The 22930-nt window shown below is 59.2% G+C and carries 20 protein-coding genes and 1 riboswitch; of the genes, 7 read left to right on the top strand and 13 right to left on the bottom strand.

Translation table 11 applies throughout. From position 1 onward, the window contains the following. Position 1: 1 nt before the first annotated feature. On the bottom strand, positions 2-613 hold the full coding sequence (gene cobO, locus GHO32_RS14975; protein ID WP_123751852.1) for a cob(I)yrinic acid a,c-diamide adenosyltransferase: 612 nt from the start codon (positions 611-613) through the stop codon (positions 2-4). Positions 614-694: 81 nt separating this feature from the next. Beyond that, a riboswitch (cobalamin riboswitch) is annotated at positions 695-942 on the bottom strand. A gap of 128 nt (positions 943-1070) precedes the next feature. Here cobO and GHO32_RS14970 point away from each other — a divergent pair. Continuing rightward, a complete protein-coding gene (locus GHO32_RS14970; protein WP_153333892.1) occupies positions 1071-2375 on the top strand; it encodes a sorbosone dehydrogenase family protein in 1305 nt (434 codons plus the stop codon). 129 nt (positions 2376-2504) lie between these two features. On the opposite strand, the gene GHO32_RS14965 is transcribed toward GHO32_RS14970, so the two are convergent. The 5 genes from GHO32_RS14965 to GHO32_RS14945 form a co-directional block, all read right to left on the bottom strand. Continuing rightward, positions 2505-3044, bottom strand: a complete 540-nt coding sequence (locus GHO32_RS14965; protein WP_048369748.1) for a C40 family peptidase — start codon at positions 3042-3044, stop codon at positions 2505-2507. A gap of 144 nt (positions 3045-3188) precedes the next feature. Then, positions 3189-3812 (bottom strand): C40 family peptidase, encoded by a 624-nt coding sequence (locus GHO32_RS14960; protein ID WP_048369747.1) that lies wholly within the window; start codon positions 3810-3812, stop codon positions 3189-3191. 266 nt (positions 3813-4078) lie between these two features. Beyond that, complete coding sequence (gene hda, locus GHO32_RS14955) at positions 4079-4783, bottom strand: DnaA regulatory inactivator Hda (protein WP_048369745.1); 705 nt, start codon at positions 4781-4783, stop codon at positions 4079-4081. A 228-nt stretch (positions 4784-5011) separates the two neighbouring features. Beyond that, on the bottom strand, positions 5012-6085 hold the full coding sequence (locus tag GHO32_RS14950; protein WP_153333890.1) for an AI-2E family transporter: 1074 nt from the start codon (positions 6083-6085) through the stop codon (positions 5012-5014). A 33-nt stretch (positions 6086-6118) separates the two neighbouring features. Next, a complete protein-coding gene (locus GHO32_RS14945; RefSeq protein ID WP_153333888.1) occupies positions 6119-7120 on the bottom strand; it encodes a DUF2066 domain-containing protein in 1002 nt (333 codons plus the stop codon). A 382-nt stretch (positions 7121-7502) separates the two neighbouring features. Between GHO32_RS14945 and purM the strand changes: the two genes are divergently transcribed. From purM to GHO32_RS14925, 4 genes are all read left to right on the top strand, one after another. Further along, entirely contained in the window at positions 7503-8561 is a 1059-nt protein-coding gene (gene purM / locus GHO32_RS14940) for a phosphoribosylformylglycinamidine cyclo-ligase (protein ID WP_153333886.1), read from the top strand. Next, complete coding sequence (gene purN, locus GHO32_RS14935) at positions 8561-9211, top strand: phosphoribosylglycinamide formyltransferase (RefSeq protein ID WP_153333884.1); 651 nt, start codon at positions 8561-8563, stop codon at positions 9209-9211. The genes purM and purN overlap by 1 nt, the downstream gene beginning before the upstream one ends. Positions 9212-9219: 8 nt before the next feature. Further along, positions 9220-9945, top strand: coding sequence for a DUF3108 domain-containing protein (locus GHO32_RS14930; protein ID WP_153333881.1), 726 nt, complete (start codon positions 9220-9222; stop codon positions 9943-9945). Between the two features lie 270 nt (positions 9946-10215). Further along, a complete protein-coding gene (locus GHO32_RS14925; protein ID WP_048369733.1) occupies positions 10216-10398 on the top strand; it encodes a hypothetical protein in 183 nt (60 codons plus the stop codon). A gap of 143 nt (positions 10399-10541) precedes the next feature. On the opposite strand, the gene GHO32_RS14920 is transcribed toward GHO32_RS14925, so the two are convergent. From GHO32_RS14920 to GHO32_RS14890, 7 genes are all read right to left on the bottom strand, one after another. Beyond that, positions 10542-11087: a DUF2058 domain-containing protein gene (locus GHO32_RS14920; RefSeq protein WP_048369732.1), complete on the bottom strand. Its 546-nt coding sequence runs from the start codon at positions 11085-11087 to the stop codon at positions 10542-10544. A gap of 22 nt (positions 11088-11109) precedes the next feature. Next, positions 11110-11943: a nucleoside triphosphate pyrophosphohydrolase gene (gene mazG / locus GHO32_RS14915; RefSeq protein WP_153333878.1), complete on the bottom strand. Its 834-nt coding sequence runs from the start codon at positions 11941-11943 to the stop codon at positions 11110-11112. Between the two features lie 94 nt (positions 11944-12037). Continuing rightward, positions 12038-14293, bottom strand: coding sequence for a GTP diphosphokinase (gene relA, locus GHO32_RS14910; RefSeq protein ID WP_153333875.1), 2256 nt, complete (start codon positions 14291-14293; stop codon positions 12038-12040). Between the two features lie 119 nt (positions 14294-14412). After that, a complete protein-coding gene (gene rlmD, locus GHO32_RS14905) occupies positions 14413-15765 on the bottom strand; it encodes a 23S rRNA (uracil(1939)-C(5))-methyltransferase RlmD (RefSeq protein ID WP_153333873.1) in 1353 nt (450 codons plus the stop codon). Then, positions 15765-16667, bottom strand: coding sequence for a cysteine synthase CysM (cysM, locus tag GHO32_RS14900; protein ID WP_153333871.1), 903 nt, complete (start codon positions 16665-16667; stop codon positions 15765-15767). Before cysM ends, rlmD begins: the two co-directional genes overlap by 1 nt. A 178-nt stretch (positions 16668-16845) precedes the next feature. After that, on the bottom strand, positions 16846-18213 hold the full coding sequence (locus GHO32_RS14895; RefSeq protein WP_153333869.1) for a sensor histidine kinase: 1368 nt from the start codon (positions 18211-18213) through the stop codon (positions 16846-16848). Beyond that, a complete protein-coding gene (locus tag GHO32_RS14890) occupies positions 18203-18919 on the bottom strand; it encodes a response regulator transcription factor (RefSeq protein ID WP_048386768.1) in 717 nt (238 codons plus the stop codon). Before GHO32_RS14890 ends, GHO32_RS14895 begins: the two co-directional genes overlap by 11 nt. 210 nt (positions 18920-19129) lie before the next feature. Between GHO32_RS14890 and GHO32_RS14885 the strand changes: the two genes are divergently transcribed. Both GHO32_RS14885 and GHO32_RS14880 read left to right on the top strand, forming a co-directional pair. Continuing rightward, a complete protein-coding gene (locus GHO32_RS14885; RefSeq protein WP_368668470.1) occupies positions 19130-21895 on the top strand; it encodes a response regulator in 2766 nt (921 codons plus the stop codon). 39 nt (positions 21896-21934) lie between these two features. Further along, positions 21935-22924 (top strand): 2-hydroxyacid dehydrogenase, encoded by a 990-nt coding sequence (locus tag GHO32_RS14880; RefSeq protein WP_153333866.1) that lies wholly within the window; start codon positions 21935-21937, stop codon positions 22922-22924. Positions 22925-22930 lie beyond the last annotated feature (6 nt).

Here is a 22930-nt window from a genome sequence, read left to right as displayed (position 1 = left end):
CTCACAATTCAATGCCTTTCTGGGCTTTGATACCGGCCTGGAAGGCATGTTTGATCACGCCCATTTCAGTCACGGTATCGGCCAGGTCAATCAGTTCAGGTTTAGCGCCTCGCCCGGTGACCAGCACATGCTGCATCGGCGGGCGGGCTTGCAGATCGCTCAACACTTGCTCCAGGTCGAGGTAGCCGTGCTTGAGCGCAATGTTCAATTCATCCAGCACCACCAGGCCAATGGCCGGGTCGCGCAGCATCTCGCGGGATACTTCCCAGGCGGCTTCGGCGGCGGCGATGTCACGCTGGCGGTCCTGAGTTTCCCAGGTAAAGCCTTCGCCCATCACGTGATAGCGCACTTGTTCAGGGAAACGACGGAAAAAGATCTCTTCGCCGGTGCTGTTACGCCCCTTGATGAACTGCACCACGCCGCACTGCATGCCGTGGCCCATGGCCCGGGCCAACATGCCGAAAGCCGAACTGCTCTTGCCTTTGCCATTGCCGGTCAACACCAGCAGCAAGCCGCACTCATTGGGAGCGCTGGCAATGCGTTCGTCCATAATCGCTTTTTTACGTTGCATGCGCGCCAGGTGACGTTCGTCGCGCTCGGGGGATTCATTCATGGCAGCTCTCCGTTGGGGCTAAAAAATGCAAACGGGAGGCGGGGGAATTCATTAACAATCGACACACCTTCGCCCGCCGCAAGGGTGCTGGATGGATCAGGCCGGTCTCCGGGCTCATGAGTGGGCGTTCCTGAATAAGGAACAGCACCGGGCCACGCGCCTTCCCGTGCAGTAAACACAGTGGCATTGAGCGTGAAGTTGACTCATTTACCGTTGCGGGGGCAGCCCCGGGATCAAAGCGGTTGTGTGGGTAAAACGCGCCCTCACCGGCTTCCCTGTTTCACTCTGCCAACCTGAGGTTGCAGAGCACCTGAAACACGCCGCGAAGGTTAGAGGGTTGGGGGTGGAGCGTCAATTAAAGGTGCCGGGCTGCGCAGCAAACAAACCCGTCGGCCTGAACCTTTGAACGGCTACGCTTCTCTATGACTACACGCCTACTGTTTTCATGGAGATCCCTATGTTCAAGCGCCAGCACGCTGTTGTCATCGTTTTAGCGGCAGGGTTGGCTGCCTGCGGTGAAAGCTCGACCCTGCAAGTCACCGACGGCACAGGCCCCACGCCTACTCTGCCAGCACCCAACAAAACGCTGATCCCCACCGTCAACATCGCCCCGGCAGTGGGCTGGGCGGAGGGCGCCAAGCCGGTTGCCGCGCAAGGTTTGCAGGTGCAAGCCTTTGCCGAAGGGCTCGACCACCCGCGCTGGCTCTATGTATTGCCCAATGGCGATGTGCTGGTGGCCGAAAGCAACGCACCGGCCAAACCGGATGGCAGCCAGGGGCTGCGCGAGTGGATCGCCAGCAAGGTCATGGGCCGCGCCGGTGCGGGCGCGCCGAGCGCCAACCGCATCACTTTGTTGCGCGACACCAACCACGATGGCAAAGCCGACACCCGCACAGTGTTTCTAGAAAACCTGAACTCGCCCTTCGGCATGACCCTGGTGGGCAATGACCTGTACGTGGCGGATGCCGACAAGTTGCTGCACTTCCCGTATCAACCGGGCGAAACCTCCATCAGCGCGCAGCCGACCAAGATCATTGATTTGCCCAGCGGCCTGAACCACCACTGGACGAAAAACGTCATCGCCAGCCCTGACGGCAAAAAACTCTACGTGAGTGTCGGCTCGAACAGTAACGTCGGCGAAAACGGCATGGACATCGAAGAAGGCCGCGCGGCGATCTGGGAAGTCGACCCGGCCACCGGCAGCCACCGCATTTTTGCCTCCGGGCTGCGTAACCCCAACGGCATGGACTGGGAACCCAAGACCGGCAAACTGTGGACCGCTGTGAACGAGCGTGACGAAATCGGCAGCGATTTAGTGCCCGACTACATCACCTCGGTAAAAGACGGCGGCTTCTATGGCTGGCCCTACAGCTACTACGGGCAACACGTCGACGTCCGGGTCAACCCGCAAAACGCCGAGCTGGTGGCCAAAGCCATTGCCCCGGACTATGCCGTCGGCCCGCACACCGCCTCACTGGGCCTGGCCTTTGCGCAAAACAGCACACTGCCGAACTTAACCGACGGCGTATTTATCGGCCAGCACGGCTCATGGAACCGCAAACCGCACAGTGGCTACAAAGTGATCTTCGTCCCGTTTGCCGACGGCAAGCCCAACGGCATGCCGATTGACGTGCTGACTGGCTTCCTCAACTCCGATGAAAAAGCCATGGGCCGCCCGGTGGGGGTCGTCATTGATAAACAGGGGGATTTGCTGGTGGCCGATGATGTCGGCAACAAAGTGTGGCGGGTGTCGGGGGAGTAAACCTTTAAATCCTGTCACGACAGAACTATGCGCTTTTCGAGCTGCCGCAGGCTGCGATCTTTTGATCTCTAAACCCTAAAGATCGCAGCCTGCGGCAGCTCCTACAGAGGCCTCATCAAATTAGAGAGATTAAGGCAACCGCGCCAAATGCTGCTCGGTTGGCAAGACGCGCTTGGCGTTCAGGTAGGCTTTCTGCCAATAGGCTTTGCTGAGACTGTCCAGCTTGACTGTGCCGCCGGTGGCAGGCGCATGCACAAAACGGCCTTCACCGACGTAGATGCCGGCATGGCTGACCTGGGTTCCACCATTAGTTGCGAAGAACAACAGGTCGCCGGTTTGCAGTTGGTCTTTGCCGACATTTTGCCCGCGCATCACGATCATTTCGCGGGTGGTGCGCGGCAACGAAATACCCGCCATGTCGTTGTAGACGTACTTGATCAAGCCGCTGCAATCAAAACCCGAGTCCGGTGTATTGCCGCCCCAGCGATACGGCGTGCCCACCAGGCCCAACGCACGAAACAGTACGTCTGCCGCCAATGGCGATCCATCGTCGATCGGACTTGACGACACAACCGGTTTGACTTCAACGGGAGCAGGTGCAGGACGGTTTGCGCAGGCACTGAGCAGTGCGGCGAAGGTGATGAGGGCAACGCGGGCCAGGGTCGACATAAACAGAACGTTCCTGATTCTGGATACGGCTACTGGGCCGCGAAACCCGAAGCCGCGACAGGGGGTACCTTCGCGGCTTCAGGAATTTAACATTGCGACTGAATTCTAGCGCTTAGAAGCCAAACTTCAAGTAAGACTTTAACTTTACTTACGGGCCACTACGCTGGTTGGCGCCATGGCCAAAGCACGCTTGGCTTCAATAAAGGTCTTGTTCCAGTAGGTGTCGCCCAGGCTATCAATCCTTACACCACCGCTGCGGCGGCTGCTGGAGTGAATAAACTGGTCATCGCCCAGGTAAATGCCAGCGTGGCTGACACGTCCGCGACCATTGGTGCTGAAGAACAGCAGGTCACCCGGCTTGAGGTTGTTTCGCGCGACCAACGGTGCATTTACGTTGATCATTTCGCGGGTGGAGCGCGGCAATTGCATGCCCGCTTCCTCTTTGAACAGATAGCCGATAAAGCCACTGCAATCGAAACCAGCTTCAGAGGTGCCGCCAAAACGGTAACGGGTACCGATCAGGGACATTCCGCGCTCAAGAATGCTGTCAGCCAGGGCCGGCAGTTCGTAAGGCTTGCTGTTTTCGGAAAATTGAGCCAGTTCTTTTTCAGTGGCCAGTTCTTCCTGATAAAGAGCGGAAGACTGCGACGAAGATGACTTTTGAACCTGTGAATCGACAACTTGCTGGGACACTGGCGAGTGAGCAGCGCAGCCGAAAAGCAGGGTAACGAGTGCGAGAGGCACGAGGGGTGCGAAGCGCTTTAGCATGGGCACGACCGTGGCTGTAGGAAAAGTTACCGCGACTATGCCCTCTATGATCCTCATTTGCAAATTCAATCGAATTAAATGTGACTTAGTCGATTTCACGTGACATCTAAGGTTTTACACCCCTGACAATCGATTTTGCGTAGACGCCCGTCTGACACGCAGGTTTTCTGGCGCCTGAATACTGCCTAAACCTTGTAGGAATGCGCTTTTACAGCAAAAGATCGCGAGGCAAGCTCGCTCCTGCATAAAAAGGGGATGGAGGGTATTTACCAGCCGAGGGTTTCTTTCAGGAAGGGGATGGTCAGCTTGCGTTGCGCCTGCAACGAGGCCTGATCGAGGCGCTCAAGCAATTCAAACAATGCGCTCATGCTGCGTGTACCGCGCGTGAGGATGAAATGCCCGACTTCGTCGGTCAGGTGCAGGCCACGGCGCGAGGCGCGTAACTGCAAGGCACGCAGTTTGTCTTCATCAGACAAGGGGCGCATTTGAAAAATCAGCGCCAGGGTGAGGCGTGATTTAAGGTCGGCCAGCTTGATCGGCAATTCACGCGGCGAGGCCGAGGCGGCAATCAGTAAGCGTCGACCGCTGTCACGCAGGCGATTAAACAGGTGAAACAGCGCTTCTTCCCAATCAGCCCGACCGGCCACGGCCTGCAGGTCGTCCAGACACACCAGCTCGTATTGCTCAAGGTTGTCGAGGATCTCGATACCGCGATCCAGCAACTCCGCCAACGGCAAATACACCGCAGGCTCGCCCAGTTGCTCGAAACGCAAGCACGCGGCCTGCAACAAATGCGTGCGCCCTACGCCGTGCTTGCCCCACAGATAAATCAGGCTTTCTGTCCACCCGGCGTCGGCTTCGCACAGACGTTCGACGTAGCCGAGTGCAGCGGCATTGGCGCCTGGATAGTAATTGATGAAGGTAGCGTCATCTCGCAGACGCACACCTAGGGGCAGCTGAATCGGTTTCATGCTGACTGAACAGTTCAAACGAACCGTTAGTGGCCTCTGTGTAAAGTTTGCAAAGTTTATACCCGTGTAGCCGGGCGCACAATGTAACAGACCACGAGCAAAATCAAAGGTTTGCGTTAACGCATTGGATTGAATCAAGTTTTTCTGACAGACACGCTCGCGCCCGGCCATAAAAAAAGGCCGGTTCATCGCCACATGAACCGGCCTCTCATTCATTCGCTCACCTGCCTACAACTCAGGTTCTTCATCACCTCTATAGGCCTGCGAATGTTTATACAAATCGTGCATATGGCGCACCAGCACCATGATCACGGCCGCGACCGGCAAGGCCAGCAGTACGCCGGTGAAGCCGAACAGCTCGCCGCCCGCCAGAATCGCAAAGATCACCGCCACCGGATGCAGGCCGATGCGGTCGCCCACCAACAGCGGGGTCAAGACCATGCCTTCCAGCGCCTGCCCGACCATAAACACCGCGACAATCCCCAGCATCGGGTACAAGTCACCGCCAAACTGGAACAGCCCCGCAATCAGCGCGGCGCCGATACCGATGATAAAGCCCATGTACGGCACGATAGCCGCCAGGCCTGCCATCAAACCGATCAACAGCCCCAGCTCCAGGCCCAGCAGCATCAAGCCGGCCGAATAGATGATGCCCAAAGCGACCATCACCAATAGCTGCCCACGAACAAAAGCGCCGAGCACGTCGTGACATTCCTTGGCCAGCGACACGATCCGCTCTTCGCGATCGCGCGGCAGCAGGCCACGAATCTTGGACAGCAACACATCCCAGTCGCGCAGCAAGTAAAAAGCCACCACTGGAATCAGCACCAGGTTCGCCAAAAAGCCAAACAGCGCCAGGCTTGAAGCGGTGGCCTGGGACAGCACCACCCCGGCGATATCCCCGGCCTGCCCCATGTGCTCGGTAATGGTGGCTTTGATCTTATTAAAGTTCCAGAAGCCATCCCCCAGACCGAACCGGGTTTGCACCCACGGCAAGGCGGTATTCTGCAACCAGTCCAGCACCAGCGGTGCCAATTGGTAGAGCTTGACCAACTGCTTGGCCAGCATCGGCACCAGCACCACCAGCAACGTCACCAGAATGACCGTAAACAGGGTAAAGACCGTGATCGTGCCCCAGGTTCTGGACAGGCCGATTTTTTCGAGGCGATCAACCACCGGGTCGAACATGTAAGCAAGAACAATCGCAATCAGAAAAGGCGTCAGTATCGCGTGCAAGAAATACACGAATAGCACCGCGGCCAGCGCTACACCCCACCAAACCCACCGTCGCGAATCCCGCATAAATGCCTGTCCTTATATATAGAAGAGAAAAACCTACCAGCTAAAGCGCAACTGCGCCGCCTGAGGTGTAGCCGACGCCTGATCTGCAGGCACTTCATGCATTTGCGCCAACGCCAACTGCGAACGCAATTGTTCAGCACTGCCGTTGACCTGATAAACGATTCGGTTGCCGTCGACGCTCACCAACTGACCGCCAAACGGTTCAAGCAAGCGGCTCAACTGAGCATAGCGCTCCAGGGTCATGCCCTGTACTTCAAGCAACTGATCGGTCGACACGCCCGGCTTGACGGCGTAGCGCGGAGCCAGACGCTGGCTGACTTGCAGCATCACGTCATCCGCCAGTGCCGCCTGATCAGCGCCGGCTGCGCTGCCTTGCTCTTGTTGATCGCCTATCCACAGGCGCCATTTGGCCTGCCACTGGCCGCTGTCTTCGTGGGCATGAACGGCCAGCAGCGCGTCTGCGCCGTAACGCTCGGACGCTTCTTTCAGGGGCGCTGGATTAGAGCCTTCAAGGTTTTCGGCAGTGCCCACCAACTGCTCGCTCAAGTCAGCCAGCGGCAAACGCAGCGGCAAACCACGGTGTTGGGCGGCGCGGCGCAATGGCTCGGCAACGGATTGACCGTCACCCACCAGGCTGGAGCCGTCTACCGAATCATTCAGCCACCAGCCCAGCAACGCCGGGCGGTTGCTGCCCCACAGAGACAAACCGGCTTGGCGCAAGGCGCGGTCGGTGCTCACCGGGTCGAAATCGACTTGCAGGGATTCTGGCGGGCCTGCGTCATAGCCATACTGGCTGATGATTTGCTGAGGGTCTTTGCGAATGGGCTCCAGCGCCGGGTTCTGTACCGCCTTGGCGTCCCCCGTCAGGCGCAACACCAGGGTTTCCAGGGCTTTTTGCGTGGCTTGTGCGCGCTCATCAGGCGACTGACTGGTGACCGGCTCACGTACTTGATACAGGCCCGTCAGGATTTCGGCATGACTCGCCAGGCTGAAAAAAGACAAACAGCCCACAGCTATTAATTGATGAAAACGCATGAAAGATTCCCAACGGCAAAAAAGGGCATTAAAAGGCCGTATAAACACACTCGATAACACCTCAGACAGGCGCGCAGCCAAATCATTCAGGTGCAGCTCGCAGATTTCACACGGTCATAAAAAATCAGAATTTAGCGGATATACCTTATACAGCGTCGCGCCAAGCAGCCAGTACGACTAAAAAAGGTTTTTTTCGACAGATATAACCCTGCCTGTCGGCCCGAGGATGGCCGCTGCCCTTCAAGCCTGATAAAATCGCGCGCCTTCGCAGACCGGCGACAGCCGGGCACTCTGCAAATGCTCTGTTTCACACCCTGAGCACTTGCAAGCAGGCCCGCTGAGATCGGTCGATACCCCCGAATCCCCCCTAAAGGCCTGGATTATGAGCAAGCAACCCTCCCTGAGCTACAAGGACGCCGGTGTAGACATCGACGCCGGTGAAGCATTGGTCGAACGCATCAAGAGCGTAGCCAAGCGCACTGCGCGCCCTGAAGTGATGGGCGGCCTCGGCGGTTTTGGTGCCCTCTGCGAAATCCCGGCCGGTTACAAGCAACCCGTTCTGGTTTCCGGCACCGACGGTGTGGGCACCAAGCTGCGTCTGGCGCTGAACCTGAACAAGCATGACAGCATCGGCATCGACCTGGTCGCCATGTGCGTTAACGACCTGATCGTGTGCGGCGCAGAGCCCCTGTTCTTCCTCGACTACTACGCCACTGGCAAGCTCAACGTAGAAACCGCAACCCAAGTGGTTACCGGTATCGGCGCTGGCTGCGAATTGTCCGGTTGCTCGCTGGTAGGCGGCGAAACCGCAGAAATGCCTGGTATGTACGAAGGCGAAGACTACGACCTGGCCGGCTTCTGCGTTGGCGTGGTCGAGAAAGCCGACATCATCGACGGCTCCAAAGTGGCTACCGGTGACGCCCTGCTCGCCCTGCCATCTTCGGGCCCGCACTCCAACGGTTACTCGCTGATCCGCAAGATCATCGAAGTATCCGGTGCCGACATCGAAAACACCCAGCTCGACGGCCAGCCGCTGACCGACCTGCTGATGGCGCCGACCCGTATCTACGTCAAGCCGCTGCTCAAGCTGATCAAAGACACCGGCGTAGTTAAAGCCATGGCCCACATCACCGGTGGTGGCCTGCTCGACAACATCCCGCGCGTGCTGCCAAAAGGCGCTCAAGCGGTGGTTGACGTGGCCAGCTGGCAGCGCCCTGCAGTCTTCAACTGGCTGCAAGAAAAAGGCAACGTGAACGAGACCGAAATGCACCGCGTGCTGAACTGCGGCGTGGGCATGGTGATCTGCGTGGCTCAGGCTGACGTTGACACCGCGCTGAACGTGCTGCGTGAAGCGGGCGAGCAACCTTGGGTGATCGGCCACATCGCCACGGCCGCCGAAGGCGCGCCGCAAGTTGAGCTGCAAAACCTCAAGGCGCACTAATGCCCGATACCTGTGATGTAGTGGTGCTGCTTTCCGGCACCGGCAGCAACTTGCAAGCCTTGATCGACAGTTGTGCGATCAAGGACAGCCCGGCCAGAATCCGCGCGGTGATCTCCAACCGCGCAGACGCCTACGGCCTGCAACGCGCCAAAGACGCGAGTATCGACACCCGCGTACTGGATCACACAGCATTCGAGGGCCGCGAGGCCTTCGATGCTGCACTGATCGACGTCATTGATACGTTCAACCCGCAACTGGTAGTCCTGGCCGGATTCATGCGCATCCTCAGCGCAGGCTTCGTGCGTCACTATCAGGGCCGCCTGCTCAACATCCACCCTTCCTTGCTGCCCAAATACAAAGGCCTGCACACGCATCAGCGTGCACTGGAAGCCGGTGACAGCGAGCATGGCTGCAGCGTGCACTTTGTCACCGAGGAACTCGATGGCGGGCCTCTGGTCGTACAAGCAATCATTGCGGTAGAGTCCGATGACTCGCCGCAGAGTCTGGCGCAACGGGTTCACGCCCAGGAGCACCAGATTTACCCGCTTGCAGTGCGCTGGTTTGCCGAAGGTCGCTTGTCACTTGACGAGCAAGGCGCATTATTAGACGGTCAATTACTCGCGGCCAGCGGCCACTTGATACGAACCTAGGAGACATTATGCGTCGTGCCCTGCTCCTCGCCTTGAGCCTGCTGGCTGTCCCAGCAGTGCAAGCGGCTGAACTTCATCCTTTCCAGGCCAGCTACACGGCCGACTGGAAACAGTTACCCATGAGCGGTTCTGCCGAGCGCAGTCTGGTCAAGAATGACAATGGCACCTGGACCTTGAACTTCAAGGCCTCGATGATGATCGCCAGCCTGTCCGAATCCAGCACCTTCGCGTTCAAGAACGACAGCCTGATCCCTCAGTCCTACCGTTTCGAACGTGGCGGCCTGGGCAAAGCCAAGAACATAAACCTGGACTTTGACTGGACCACCAACATGGTCACCGGCACGTTCAACAAAGAGCCGGTCAAGGTGACATTGCTCAGCGGCATGCTCGACAAGTCCACTTACCAACTGGCGTTGCAGCGCGATGTCGTGGCGGGCAAAAAGAGCATGAGCTACCAGGTCGTTGACGAAGATGGCGTAGACACCTACGACTTCCGCGTCATAGGCCCGGAAGTGGTCGAAACCAAGGCGGGCAAGGTAGACGCCATCAAGGTTGAGCGCGTACGCGACCCGACACTGGACCAGAACCAGAACAAGCGCATCACCGAAATGTGGTTCGCCAAGAGCTGGGACGGTTTGCTGGTCAAACTGCGTCAGGTTGAAAAAGACGGCAAGGAATACAACATCATGCTGCAAGACGGCACGGTGGATGGCAAAGCCGTCAAGGGCAACTGAGGCTCGACATGCCTTAAGCAGCACGCTTCAAGAAAACCTCGCTCCGGCGAGGTTTTTTTTGCCCCAAAAACGCCTTCAATCATGAAACTTTTGTCATAAAACTATTGGCAAAATCCGTAAACACCGCGTCGTACAAGGGCTGCAGCGTTTTGCGCTTTTTTCCAAGATGACAGAGCGACAATTAGCTATTTACTTAGGAAGCTAACAAATTCTATAAAGAAGTCCTGCGACGTCTTGCCGCAGGTCCTTATCAGAATTTGGAGCAAGCAGATGACTATCACAGTAACTGAACGCGACGATTCACGTATGTTCCACCAGCTTGTAGCCCATGGCGTACACCTGTGGGATGTTCATCAGGAAAACATCTTGGTTGGCATGTTTCACCGCGAGAGCGACGCTCATAACTACAAAGCCGAGCTGGAAAAGCTTGAAGCGCAGAAACTCAAAGCCTGAACCACTGCAACGACAGTCTTGAAAAACACAAACCCCGCCGAAGCGGGGTTTGTTTATTGCCTTGCAGGAGCGAGCTTGCTCGCGATCTTTTGATCTTTAAAAAGATCGCGAGGCAAGCTCGCTCCTACAGTCTGTTTAATTTTTTACCACATCAGATCATCAGGGATCTGGTACGCCGCGTACGGATCATCCTCTTCCGGCGTTTTCGACTCGACCAGCACGTTCAACTGAACGATACGGCGCGGGTCGCGCTCCTGGATCTTCAGCGCTGCCTCACGCGGGATCACTTCGTAGCCGCCCTGGTGCTGCACAATCGCCAATGAGCCATTGGCCAGCTTGTTGCGCATCAAGGTGTTGACCGACAGGCGCTTGACCTTCTTGTCATCCACAAAGTTGTAGTAGTCCTCGGTGTTCAGCTTGGGCAGGCGCGACACCTCGATCAATTGCTTGATCTGTGCAGCGCGGGCTTTTTGCTCGGCCTTTTCTTGCTGCTGACGATTGAGCTCCTGATCACGCTTGATCTTCTCGGCCTTGGCTTCAGCCGCCAGGCGCTGTTGCGTGTCATCCAGCTCGATCTGGCCTTTATGGGCCAGACGCTGCTGCTTTTGCTTTTCTTTGCCGGCCTGCTTGGCCTGCTTCTCGTTGACCAATCCGGCTTTGAGCAATTGGTCGCGTAGGGAAATGCTCATTGTCTTACTCACTTAGGCAAACTCAGCCGCAGCTGGGCAAATTCTTTTCCTGGCGCTTGGCTTCACCCCACAGGGCATCCAGGTCTTCAAGGGTGCAATCTTCAATGGGACGCAGGGTATCGCGCAATGCTTGCTCGATAAACCGGAAACGTCGGTCAAATTTGGCATTTGCACCGCGCAAGGCGGTTTCCGGGTCAACTTTTAGATGCCGCGCCAGGTTCACCACCGAAAACAATAAGTCGCCCACTTCATCGTGGATCGCCGCCGAGTCGTTATCCGCCATGGCTTCCAGCACTTCGTCCAGCTCTTCACGCACCTTGTCCAGCACCGGCAAGGCGCCAGGCCAGTCAAAGCCGACCTGAGCCGCACGTTTTTGCAACTTGGCCGCACGGGACAACGCAGGCAGCGCCACCGGCACATCATCAAGCAACGACAACTGCTGCGGCGTGGCCGATTTCTCTGCGCGCTCTTCGGCCTTGATTTCGTCCCAACGCTCCTTGACCTGCGCTTCGCTCAAGCGCGGCACGTCCAGCGGCGCGTACAGGTCGCCGGTGGGGAACACATGGGGATGGCGGCGGATCAATTTGCGGGTAATGCTGTCGATCACCCCGGCAAACTCAAAGCGCCCTTCTTCGCGGGCCAACTGGCTGTAATACACCACCTGGAACAGCAAATCGCCCAATTCGCCCTGCAAGTGCTCAAAGTCGCTGCGCTCAATGGTATCGGCCACTTCGTAAGCTTCTTCGAGGGTATAAGGCACGATCGTCGCGTAAGTTTGTTTGATATCCCACGGGCAGCCGAACTGCGGGTCACGCAGGCGGGCCATGAGATTTAGCAAGTCGTCGAGGGTGTACATCATTAATCCTTGTGCAGAATGATGTAGGAGCGAGCTTGCCTCGCGATCTTTTAAAGGTCAAAAGATCGCGAGGCAAGCTCGCTCCTACAAGAGATCAACGCGGCTCGCTACGCCCGATACGGCGGGTTTCGATGATGTTCGGCAGTTGCGAAATACGCCCCAGCAAACGCCCCAATGCATCCAGCCCCGGGATCTCGATGGTCAAGGACATCAACGCAGTGTTGTCCTCTTTGTTCGAGCGGGTGTTGACCGCCAGTACGTTGATGCGCTCGTTCAGCAGCACTTGCGACACATCACGCAGCAAGCCGGACCGGTCGTAGGCACGGATTTCGATATCGACCGGGTACGTCGACACCGGGATCGGTCCCCAACTGACCTGGATGATCCGCTCCGGCTCACGGCCGCCCAACTGAAGCACCGAGGCGCAGTCCTGCCGGTGAATGCTCACGCCACGCCCCTGAGTGATGTAACCGACAATCGCATCGCCCGGCAGCGGTTGGCAGCAGCCGGCCATTTGGGTCAGCAGGTTGCCCACGCCTTCGATCTGGATGTCGCCGCGCTTGCCCGGTTTGTAGCCCTGGGCCTTGCGCGGAATCAGCTCGATCTGTTCGCTGCCGCGTTCCGGCTCGACCAGTTGCTGCGCCAGGTTAATCAACTGGGCCAGACGCAAATCGCCCGCCCCCAGCGCCGCGAACATGTCCTCGGCGGTTTTCATGTTGGCTTTGTCGGCGAGCTTTTCGTAGTCCACCGCAGGCAAGCCCAGGCGGCCCAGCTCACGCTCTAGCAAGGTTTTACCGGCCGCGACGTTTTGGTCACGGGCCTGCAACTTAAACCAATGGACAATCTTCGCCCGCGCCCGCGAGGTGGTCACGTAACCCAGGTTGGAGTTCAGCCAGTCGCGGCTCGGCGTGCCGTGCTTGCTGGTGATGATCTCGACTTGCTCGCCGGTTTGCAGGCTGTAGTTGAGCGGCACAATGCGCCCGTTGATCTTGGCGCCACGGCAGTTATGGCCGATTTCGGTGTGCACCCGGTAGGCGAAGTCCAGCGGCGTCGCACCCTTGGGCAGGTCGATGGCATGCCCGTCCGGGGTAAAGATGTAGACCCGATCCGGTTCGATATCGACCCGCAATTGATCGGCCAGGCCACCGATATCGCCCAGCTCTTCGTGCCACTCCAGTACCTGACGCAACCACGAGATTTTCTCTTCGTACTGGTTGGACCCGGCTTTAACGTCGGTACCCTTGTAGCGCCAGTGCGCGCACACCCCCAGTTCGGCCTCTTCGTGCATGGCATGGGTACGGATCTGTACTTCCAGTACCTTGCCTTCCGGCCCGATCACCGCCGTGTGCAACGAGCGATAGCCGTTCTCTTTGGGGTTGGCGATGTAGTCGTCAAACTCTTTGGGGATGTGCCGCCACAGCGTGTGGACGATGCCCAGCGCGGTGTAGCAATCGCGCATTTCCGGGACCAGCACCCGCACGGCGCGCACGTCATAGATCTGACTGAAGGCCAGACCCTTGCGCTGCATTTTGCGCCAGATCGAATAGATGTGTTTGGCCCGGCCGCTGATGTCGGCGTCGACCACCCCGGTGGCTTCAAGCTCGGTGCGCAACTGGTTCATCACATCGCTGATAAAGCGCTCGCGGTCCAGCCGGCGCTCGTGCAGCAAGGTGGCGATCTGTTTGTACTGCTCAGGCTCCAGATAGCGGAAGGACAAGTCCTCCAGCTCCCACTTGATGTGGCCGATGCCTAAACGGTGCGCCAGCGGCGCATAAATATCGAAGACCTCGCGGGCAACGCGGATGCGCTTCTCGTCCGAGGCACTTTTGACTTCGCGGATGGCGCAGGTACGTTCGGCCAGCTTGATGAGTGCAACGCGCACGTCATCAACCATCGCCACAAGCATTTTGCGCAGGTTTTCGACCTGCCCCTGAGAGCCCATCACCATGGATTGGCGGGGGCTGAGGCTGGCGCTGATCGCGGCCATGCGCAGCACGCCATCAATCAGCTTGGCGACCACCGGGCCGAAGCGCTGGCTGACCGCAGGCAGTTGAATCTGCCCTTCGCGTACGCCGCGATACAAAATCGCCGCGACCAGCGAGTCTTGATCGAGCTTGAGATCGGCGAGGATTTCAGCAATTTCCAACCCGGTTCGAAAGCTCGACGCGCCTTCGGCCCACAGGTTTTTTGCTGCATTGGCTTGCTGTTCCGCCTCACGTGCGTACTCACACGCTTCTTTCAAGGCTTCACGGTCCAGCGCCACATCGACACTCACCGCATGATCAAGCCATGCCTCGAGGTTGAGACTGCCGTCAGTGTTGATCGGCTGGTGTGCTCTGACCTGTACCATCTTGCTTACCTTCCCTACGGCGCAGGTTTGATGCGCCGATATACCGACCCGAATCCCAACCCCATGCTCCAGGGTTTAGTGGCATGGGATTGCGGGCCCGTCGAAATAGACAGACCATCCTAGTCTGCTTCAAATAACGCCATCGCCTCGACATGCGCGGTTTGCGGGAACATATCGAGGATTCCGGCACGTTTTAACCGATACCCCTGTTTCATCAACTCAACCGTGTCGCGGGCCAGCGTAGCCGGGTTACACGACACATAGACCAAACGTTTGGCCCCCAGCCCCGACAGCTTGCGCACCACCTCAAAGGCCCCGTCACGCGGCGGGTCAAGGAGGACAGCGGCAAAACCCTGCGAGGCCCATGTTGCATCCACCAAGGGCTGCGACAGGTCGGCCTGAAAAAACGCTGCATTATGCAGCTTGTTACTGACCGCGTTTTGCGCGGCGCGTTCGACCATCGTCGTAACGCCCTCGACGGCCACCACTTCGCGTACCTGACGCGCCAGGGGTAATGCGAAATTACCCAGCCCACAGAACAAGTCAAGAACCCGTTCGTCAGCCTGCGGCGCCAGCCAGTCCAGCGCTTGCGCAACCATGGCTTCGTTGACCCCGGCGTTGACCTGAACAAAGTCACCCGGCCGGTAGGCCAGTTCCAGGTCCCACTGGTGTAAACGGTAGCCCAAGGTCTGGGTCAAATCGACCGGTTGCGGCTCGCCATCGCCCTGTAGCCACAACTGGGCATGATGGGTGGCGCAAAAATTCTGTAAAACCTGCACGTCGGCTGCGCTGAGCGGCGCCATATGGCGCAGCAACACGGCATTCGCCGAACCGCTGAACAACTCGACATGCCCCAGGGCTTTCGGATTGCTCAATTGGCGCAGCATGGCCGGCAGCCCGCTCATGATAGGTTGCAAAGCCTGTACCAGCACCAAACAGTGGTCGATGGCGATGATGTCCTGACTGCCGGCAGCCCGAAAGCCAACGTCCAGTCGCTTGGCCCGTGTGTCCCAGCGCACCGCGATGCGGGCCCGGCGCCGATAGCCAAACTCTGGCCCGGTCAACGGCGCTGCCCATTCGTCGGGCTCAACACCGGCCACGCGGGTCAGTTGCTCGGCGAGCATGCGCTGTTTCAGTGCAAGCTGTTCGTCATGGGGCAGATGTTGCACGCTGCACCCACCGCACTTGCCGGCAAGCTTGCACGGCGCCTCGCGACGGCTGGCGCTGGCGGTGAAGACCCGCTCAGTGCGCGCCTCGACCACTTTGCCGTGTGCCCCCAGCACCCGGGCTTCGACTTCTTCACCGGCCAAAGCTCCCGACACAAACCAGGTGCGCCCTTCAATAAAGGCAATACCACGGCCGTCGTTCGCCAGGCGTTCGATACTCAAACGCTGCTTTTTACCCGTAGGCACTTGCGGGGCCTTGGTGCCGCCAGCGGGCTGGAAGCGCAGGCCTCTCTCTTGCTTAGCCATCAGTTGGGCGCATCGTAAAGGCCAGTCGACAGGTAACGGTCGCCACGGTCGCAGATGATGCCGACAATCACGGCGTTTTCGACTTCTTGCGACAGGCGCAGCATGGCGGCTACCGCACCACCCGAGGACACGCCGCAGAAGATGCCTTCTTCGCGGGCCAGACGACGCATCACGTCTTCGGCTTCGCGTTGGGCCATGTCGACAATCCGGTCAACCCGTTCGGCTTGATAGATTTTCGGCAGGTATTCGGTCGGCCAGCGGCGGATGCCCGGAATGGCCGCGCCTTCCATCGGCTGTAAGCCGACGATCTGCACGTTGGGGTTTTGCTCTTTGAGGTAGCGCGAAACACCCATGATGGTGCCCGTGGTGCCCATCGAGCTGACGAAATGGGTGATCGTGCCCTGGGTCTGACGCCAGATCTCCGGGCCTGTGCTGGTGTAGTGCGCCTCAGGGTTGTCACCGTTGGCGAACTGGTCGAGGACCTTGCCACGGCCTTCGGCCTGCAGCTTGTCGGCGAGGTCGCGAGCCCCTTCCATGCCCTCTTCCTGGCTGACCAGAATCAGCTCGGCGCCGTAGGCGGTCATCCCGGCCTTGCGCTCGGCGCTGGAGTTGTCCGGCATGATCAGGATCATCTTGTAACCCTTGATCGCAGCGGCCATGGCCAAAGCAATCCCGGTGTTGCCCGAGGTGGCCTCGATCAAGGTATCGCCGGGCTGGATCTGCCCACGCGTTTCGGCGCGGGTGATCATCGACAGCGCAGGACGGTCCTTGACCGAGCCCGCCGGGTTATTCCCTTCGAGCTTGAGCAATAACGTATTGGTGGTGTTGCCAGGCAGGCGCTGCAAGCGCACCAGCGGCGTGTTACCGATGCAATCGGCGATAGTTGGGTACTGCAAGGTCATGGCGTATTCGCAATCCAGACTGCGGGGTCGCACATCATACCGACAAACACCGAGAGCCCATATCACGCAAAGTGTGAAGCTTATGGCTAAAGGCTATAAGCAGAAGAAATAGTATTTGTAGGAGCGAGCTTGCCTCGCGATCTTTTGATCGTGAAAAGATCGCGAGACAAGCTCGCTCCTACAGGTGGGGCGGGTCTGCGATGGGCAGGCGCAGGTGCACGCGCAGCCCGTGTTCGGTGTTTTGCGCCCATAAGCGGCCGCCCTGCAGGCGCAAGGCGTTGCGTGCGATGCTCAGGCCCAGGCCAAAGCCGCCATCACCAGGGCGTGAACCGTCGAGACGGGTAAACGGGGCAAAGATGCGCTCAAGGGCTTCTGGGGCCACACCGCCGCCCTGGTCGTCGAGCCACAGGTGCCACTCATCGCCTTCACGCTGGCCATTGAGGCTAACGGTGCCTTCTGCCGGGGAATGCCGAATGGCGTTGCGCAGGATGTTTTCCAGCGCCTGCGCCAGGCTGTTGAGGTGGCCTTTGACCCAGCAGTTGGCGTCGAGGTTGCACGGCAGCCGCGCCTGGGGCCAGCCGCTTTCAAAACGCGCGTTTTCGGTGAGCATCTCCCACAACGCCTGGATCTGGATGTCTTCGACCGGCAGTGGCCCGCGCTCGGCATCCAGCCAGGCCAGTTGCAAGGTGTCTTCAACCAGCCGTTGCATGCCGTCCACTTCGCGGCTCAAGCGCTCGCGCAGAGCTTCAACAGCCTGTTCGCTGTCGCAGGCCACGCGCAATCGGCTCAACGGTGTACGAAGTTCGTGGGACAAATCGCGCAGCAACTGTTGCTGCTGGTTGACCGTGGTCTGCAAGCGTTCGGACATTTGATCAAACGCGCGGCCCAATTCGCCCAGTTCGTCCTGACGGCTGGTGGTCTGGCTCGACAGCCGCACGCCCAACTGATCGGCCCGCCAGGCATTGGCCTGCTCACGCAACTGGTTCAGCGGCACGATCAGCAGTCGGTACAGCCCCACGCACAGCAGCAGGGTGAACACTCCGGGGATCACGCCATTGATCAAAAAGCGCCAGACCAGTTGCGAAAGCCCCGGCATGTAGCGCTGCGGCAGTTCAATCACCAGGTAACCGGCAGACGGGTCTTTGGGGAACGGTACTTTGATCCACGGGCGCACGCGGTTGATATGGCTGATGGGCCAGTCCAGCCCGCGCAAAAAGGTCATGCGCTGCGCTTCCTGGTCTCTCAACGGATAACTGCTCAGCGACTGCAAATCCGGGCCGAGCACGCCGACCCAGCCCCGCTCGGTTTTGCCGAAGGCTTGCAGCCATTGATCGACGCCGGTTTGCTGGCCGCGGTTCCAGGCCTGTTCGGCTTCACCGGCATAACCAATCAGTGTGCTCTTGGCCTCATCGGTTAAATAGCCGGTGCGTTTGTCCATGTAGCGGCCCCAGGACCAACTGAGCCAGATCATCAACAAGCAGAAAGCCACCAGCAAACACGCCAGCTTCCAGAATAACGAGTGTTTACCGGGCAACTTAGAGCGCATCGCTGGCGCTCAACACATAGCCTTTGCCCCACACCGTGCGCACTTCCCGCTCGTGATAGCCGATGGCCTTGAGCTTGCGACGGATTTGGCTGATGTGCATGTCCAGGCTGCGGTCATGGGCTGAATAGCCACGCTGCAACACTTGCTGATAAAGGAACGGCTTGCTCAACACCTCGTCGGCGTTGCGTTGCAGGGTGTCGAGCAAACGGTACTCACTGCGGGTCAACCCGGCCCACTGCTGGCCGTAACGGGCGTCGGCCGCGTCTTCATCGAGCACCAACGCGCTTTCGGCCAACACCGGCGCTTGCGGCGGCATGCGGTCCAGCGCCACCCGGCGCAAGATGGCCTGAATTCGTACACGCAACTCGGCCATGCTGAACGGCTTGGGCAGGTAGTCATCGGCGCCCAGTTGAAACCCGCTGATGCGGTCGGCCTCCGCTCCCAGCGCCGACATCAAAATCACCGGCAGGGCATGGGTCTGGCGCAACTGCGTGAGCACTTGCAGGCCATTCATGCCCGGCAACAAGATGTCCATCAACACCACATCAAAGTGTTCATCTCTGGCGCGGCTCAAGCCTTCCTGGCCGTTTTGGCACCACACCACCTCAAACCCGCAGCGCACCAATTGCTCATGCAAATAGGTGCCCAGAACGGGGTCGTCTTCGATGGCCAAAAGGCGCGAGGGCTGAACGGCTACGGGATTCATTAACGTCTGCTAGTCATTCTCAATCGCTGATTATTCAAGATTGAGCCTGCACGAGCAACCGGCATGGCCGTTGCATTGCCTTTAAGTGGGCGCTGTTCGCCCTGGAGATAAATTTACAAAGATTTGCCACGTATCAAATGGCTACACTGCGAGCTGATCTATAACGAACGTCATAAGGATGCATTGATCAATGCCGGGCTGGAGAGTGGTGTGCTGACAAACCTCGGGATAAAAGGCCGCGTATTGCTGCTGACCTTGCTGCCCGTCACCTTGATGGCGGTCGTACTGGGGAGCTACTTCACATGGCTGCAGCAATCAGAGCTGGAGTCGCAGTTGCTGCAACGCGGTGAAATGATCGCCGAGCAACTCGCGCCGCTGGTTGCGCCTGCCATGGGTCGGCATGACACGGCCTTGCTGCAACGTATTGCCAGCGAGTCCCTTGACCAGCAAGACGTGCGCGCCGTGGCGTTTTTGAGCGCCAATCACGAGCCGCTGGCCCACGCCGGGCCGACCATGCTCAATCAGGCGCCGATGGGTAACAGCTCGCAATTGCTGCAACGCACCGACAGCGATGCCACGCGCTATTTGCTCCCGGTATTCGGCCGCCATCGCAACCTGGCGGGCGACGTCATCCCCAATGAAGCCCACCGCCTGCTGGGCTGGGTCGAACTGGAGCTGTCGCACCACAACATGCTGCTGCGCGGCTACCGCAGCCTGTTCGCCAGCCTGCTGTTGATCGCCACCGGTCTGGTGCTGACCACCCTGCTGGCCTTGCGCATGAGCCGCACGATCAATTCACCGCTGGACCAAATCAAGCAAGCCGTGTCCCAACTCAAGGACGGCCAGTTGCAAACCCGCCTGCCAGAACTGGGCAGCCAGGAGCTGAACGAGCTGGCCTCGGGCATCAATCGCATGGCCGAAACCTTGCAGAACGCGCAGGAAGAGCTGCAACACAGCGTCGACCAAGCCACCGAAGACGTACGCCAAAACCTCGAAACCATCGAAATCCAGAACCTGGAACTCGACCTGGCACGCAAGGAAGCCCTTGAAGCCAGCCGCATCAAGTCAGAATTTTTGGCCAACATGAGCCACGAAATCCGTACGCCGCTCAATGGCATTCTGGGCTTCACCCACCTGCTGCAAAAAAGCGAACTCACCCCTCGCCAGTTCGATTACCTGCACACCATCGAAAAGTCGGCCGACAACCTGCTCGGCATCATCAACGAGATTCTCGACTTCTCGAAAATCGAAGCCGGCAAGCTGGTGCTCGACAGCACCCCGTTCAACCTGCGCGATTTGCTCCAGGACACCCTGACCATGCTCGCCCCCTCGGCCCACGAGAAAGGCCTGGAGCTGGTCAGCCTGGTGTACCGCGACACGCCGCTGTCGTTGGTGGGCGACCCGCTGCGGCTCAAGCAGATCCTCACCAACCTGGTTAACAACGCGATCAAGTTCACCCGCGAAGGCACGATCGCCGTGCGGGCCATGCTTGAAGATGACGACGACAACAAAACCAGCGGCGGCGTACAACTGCGCATCAGCGTGCAAGACACCGGCATCGGCCTGACCAATCAGGATGTGCGGGCGCTGTTCCAGGCCTTCAGTCAGGCTGACAATTCGTTGTCGCGCCAAACCGGCGGGACCGGTTTGGGCCTGGTCATTTCCAAGCGTCTGGTGGAGCAAATGGGCGGCGAGATTGGCGTCGAAAGCCAGCCGGGTGAAGGCTCTGTGTTCTGGATCAGCGTCAACCTGCCCAAAGCCCATGATGATATTGAAGACCTGCCCGTTGCGCCGTTGCTCGGCCACCGCGTGGCCTTGCTGGAAAAACACGACCTGGCCCGCCAGGCCATGCTCCACCAGCTTGAAGATTGCGGCTTGAGCGTGACCCCGTACCTGACCCTGGACAACCTCACCAACGGCGTGACCACCGCCCACCAAACCGAAAACACGATTGAGCTGGCGGTGCTGGGGGTGACGGCCCATGACATCCCGCCAGAGCGCCTCAACCAGCACATCTGGGACCTTGAGCACCTGGGCTGCAAGGTCATGGTGCTGTGCCCGACCACGGAGCTGGCGCTGTTCAATACCGCCGTGCCCAACCCCCACAACCAGCTCCAGGCCAAGCCGACCTGCACGCGCAAATTGCGTCGCTCGCTCATCGAACTCATCAACCCGCAGCAACCCCGTCACGAGCCCGGCGAGATACTGGCCAGCCGGGCGCCGCGAATTTTGTGCGTGGATGACAACCCCGCCAACCTGCTGCTGGTACAAACCCTGCTCGAAGACATGGGTGCCAAGGTCACGGCCGTTGACAGCGGTTACGCCGCCGTCGATGCGTTCAAGGCCGAAGACTTCGATCTGGTCCTGATGGACGTGCAAATGCCCGGCATGGATGGCCGCGAAACCACCGAAGTGCTGCGCCAGTGGGAGCAACAGCGCCAATCTACGCCGGTGCCGATTGTCGCGCTGACCGCCCATGCGATGGCCAACGAGAAGCGCGCCTTGCTGCAAAGCGGCATGGACGATTACCTGACCAAACCCATCAGCGAACGCCAACTGGCGCAAGTGGTGCTGAAGTGGACCGGCCTGGCCTTGCGCAATCAAGGCAGCGACGGCCCCCAGGAGCCCGTACGCCAGGCCAACAAACTGGCGGTGCTCGATGCCGAGGAAGGCTTGCGCCTGGCGGCGGGCAAGGCCGATCTGGCTGCCGACATGCTGTCGATGTTGCTGGCGTCGCTGGAAACCGACCGCCTGGCCATCCTTCAGGCTCGTGAAGACAACGACACCGTGGCCTTGATCGAGCGCGTACACCGCTTGCACGGCGCGACCCGTTACTGCGGCGTGCCACAATTGCGCGGCGCCTGTCAGCGCAGCGAAACCCTGCTCAAGCAAGAAAGCCCGGCCGCCGACGCTGCCCTTGAAGAACTCGACCAGGCAATTTTGCGTCTGGCGCAAGAAGCGCGCAGCTCGGCGTAACCTCTGTTTGCGGTATCACCCATTGCCAAGGAAGCACTGATGCGCACGATTCTTTTCAGCAGCCAGACCTACGATCAGGACAGTTTTATCGCCGCCACACAGCCCGGCGACCTTGAACTGCACTTTCAACCGGCGCGCCTGAGCTTCGATACCGCCGCGCTGGCCCATGGCTATGAAGTGGTCTGCCCGTTTATCAATGACGACTTGAGCGCCCCGGTGCTTGAGCAACTGGCGGCTGCAGGCACGCGCCTGATCGCCCTGCGTTCCGCCGGTTACAACCATGTTGACCTGGCGGCGGCCAAACGCCTGGGGCTGAGCGTGGTACGGGTACCGGCGTACTCGCCGCACGCCGTGGCGGAACACGCCGTGGCGTTGATTCTGGCGCTCAACCGACGCCTGCACCGCGCCTACAACCGCACCCGCGAGGGCGACTTCACCCTGCACGGTTTGACCGGCTTTGATCTGGTGGGCAAAACCGTCGGCATCGTCGGTACCGGGCAGATCGGCGCCACCTTCGGCAAAATCATGGCCGGCTTTGGCTGCAAGCTGCAGTGCTTTGACCCGTACCCCAATGCCGAACTGGTAGCTCTGGGCGCCGAATACGTGAGCCTCGCGCAGTTGCTCGCCAGTTCGCACATCATCAGCCTGCATTGCCCGCTGACTGCCGATAACAAGCACCTGATCAACCGCGAGTCACTGGCCACCCTGCAACATGGCGCCATGCTGATCAACACCGGGCGCGGTGCGCTGGTTGATACGCCGGCCCTGATCGAAGCGCTGAAAAGCGGCCAGTTGGGCTATTTGGGCCTGGACGTGTACGAAGAAGAAGCCCAGTTGTTCTTCGAAGACCGCTCCGACCTGCCCTTGCAAGACGACGTACTGGCGCGCCTGCTGACCTTCCCGAATGTGATCATCACCGCGCACCAGGCCTTTCTGACCCGCGAGGCGCTGAGCGCGATTGCCAGTACCACGCTGGACAATATCGCCGCCTGGCGTGAAGGCACCCCACAAAACCTGGTCGAAGGTTGATAGCAT

It is taken from the genome of Pseudomonas sp. FSL R10-2189, from assembly GCF_009600325.1.
GTDB lineage: Bacteria > Pseudomonadota > Gammaproteobacteria > Pseudomonadales > Pseudomonadaceae > Aquipseudomonas > Aquipseudomonas helleri.
Note: the sequence above shows the minus strand (reverse complement) of the source record. Positions and strands in the feature narration are given on the sequence as shown.

What these genes read in the sequence shown, in the direction of transcription:
- relA (WP_153333875.1), bottom strand. Translation starts at nt 14,293, where the DNA reads ATGGTACAGGTCAGAGCACACCAGCCGATCAACACTGACGGCAGTCTC.
- GHO32_RS14880 (WP_153333866.1), top strand. Translation starts at nt 21,935, where the DNA reads ATGCGCACGATTCTTTTCAGCAGCCAGACCTACGATCAGGACAGTTTT.
- cysM (WP_153333871.1), bottom strand. Translation starts at nt 16,667, where the DNA reads ATGACCTTGCAGTACCCAACTATCGCCGATTGCATCGGTAACACGCCG.
- GHO32_RS14965 (WP_048369748.1), bottom strand. Translation starts at nt 3,044, where the DNA reads ATGTCGACCCTGGCCCGCGTTGCCCTCATCACCTTCGCCGCACTGCTC.
- GHO32_RS14925 (WP_048369733.1), top strand. Translation starts at nt 10,216, where the DNA reads ATGACTATCACAGTAACTGAACGCGACGATTCACGTATGTTCCACCAG.
- GHO32_RS14890 (WP_048386768.1), bottom strand. Translation starts at nt 18,919, where the DNA reads ATGAATCCCGTAGCCGTTCAGCCCTCGCGCCTTTTGGCCATCGAAGAC.
- GHO32_RS14970 (WP_153333892.1), top strand. Translation starts at nt 1,071, where the DNA reads ATGTTCAAGCGCCAGCACGCTGTTGTCATCGTTTTAGCGGCAGGGTTG.
- GHO32_RS14960 (WP_048369747.1), bottom strand. Translation starts at nt 3,812, where the DNA reads ATGCTAAAGCGCTTCGCACCCCTCGTGCCTCTCGCACTCGTTACCCTG.
- GHO32_RS14945 (WP_153333888.1), bottom strand. Translation starts at nt 7,120, where the DNA reads ATGCGTTTTCATCAATTAATAGCTGTGGGCTGTTTGTCTTTTTTCAGC.
- GHO32_RS14920 (WP_048369732.1), bottom strand. Translation starts at nt 11,087, where the DNA reads ATGAGCATTTCCCTACGCGACCAATTGCTCAAAGCCGGATTGGTCAAC.
- GHO32_RS14930 (WP_153333881.1), top strand. Translation starts at nt 9,220, where the DNA reads ATGCGTCGTGCCCTGCTCCTCGCCTTGAGCCTGCTGGCTGTCCCAGCA.
- purM (WP_153333886.1), top strand. Translation starts at nt 7,503, where the DNA reads ATGAGCAAGCAACCCTCCCTGAGCTACAAGGACGCCGGTGTAGACATC.
- purN (WP_153333884.1), top strand. Translation starts at nt 8,561, where the DNA reads ATGCCCGATACCTGTGATGTAGTGGTGCTGCTTTCCGGCACCGGCAGC.
- rlmD (WP_153333873.1), bottom strand. Translation starts at nt 15,765, where the DNA reads ATGGCTAAGCAAGAGAGAGGCCTGCGCTTCCAGCCCGCTGGCGGCACC.
- GHO32_RS14950 (WP_153333890.1), bottom strand. Translation starts at nt 6,085, where the DNA reads ATGCGGGATTCGCGACGGTGGGTTTGGTGGGGTGTAGCGCTGGCCGCG.
- hda (WP_048369745.1), bottom strand. Translation starts at nt 4,783, where the DNA reads ATGAAACCGATTCAGCTGCCCCTAGGTGTGCGTCTGCGAGATGACGCT.
- GHO32_RS14895 (WP_153333869.1), bottom strand. Translation starts at nt 18,213, where the DNA reads ATGCGCTCTAAGTTGCCCGGTAAACACTCGTTATTCTGGAAGCTGGCG.
- mazG (WP_153333878.1), bottom strand. Translation starts at nt 11,943, where the DNA reads ATGTACACCCTCGACGACTTGCTAAATCTCATGGCCCGCCTGCGTGAC.
- cobO (WP_123751852.1), bottom strand. Translation starts at nt 613, where the DNA reads ATGAATGAATCCCCCGAGCGCGACGAACGTCACCTGGCGCGCATGCAA.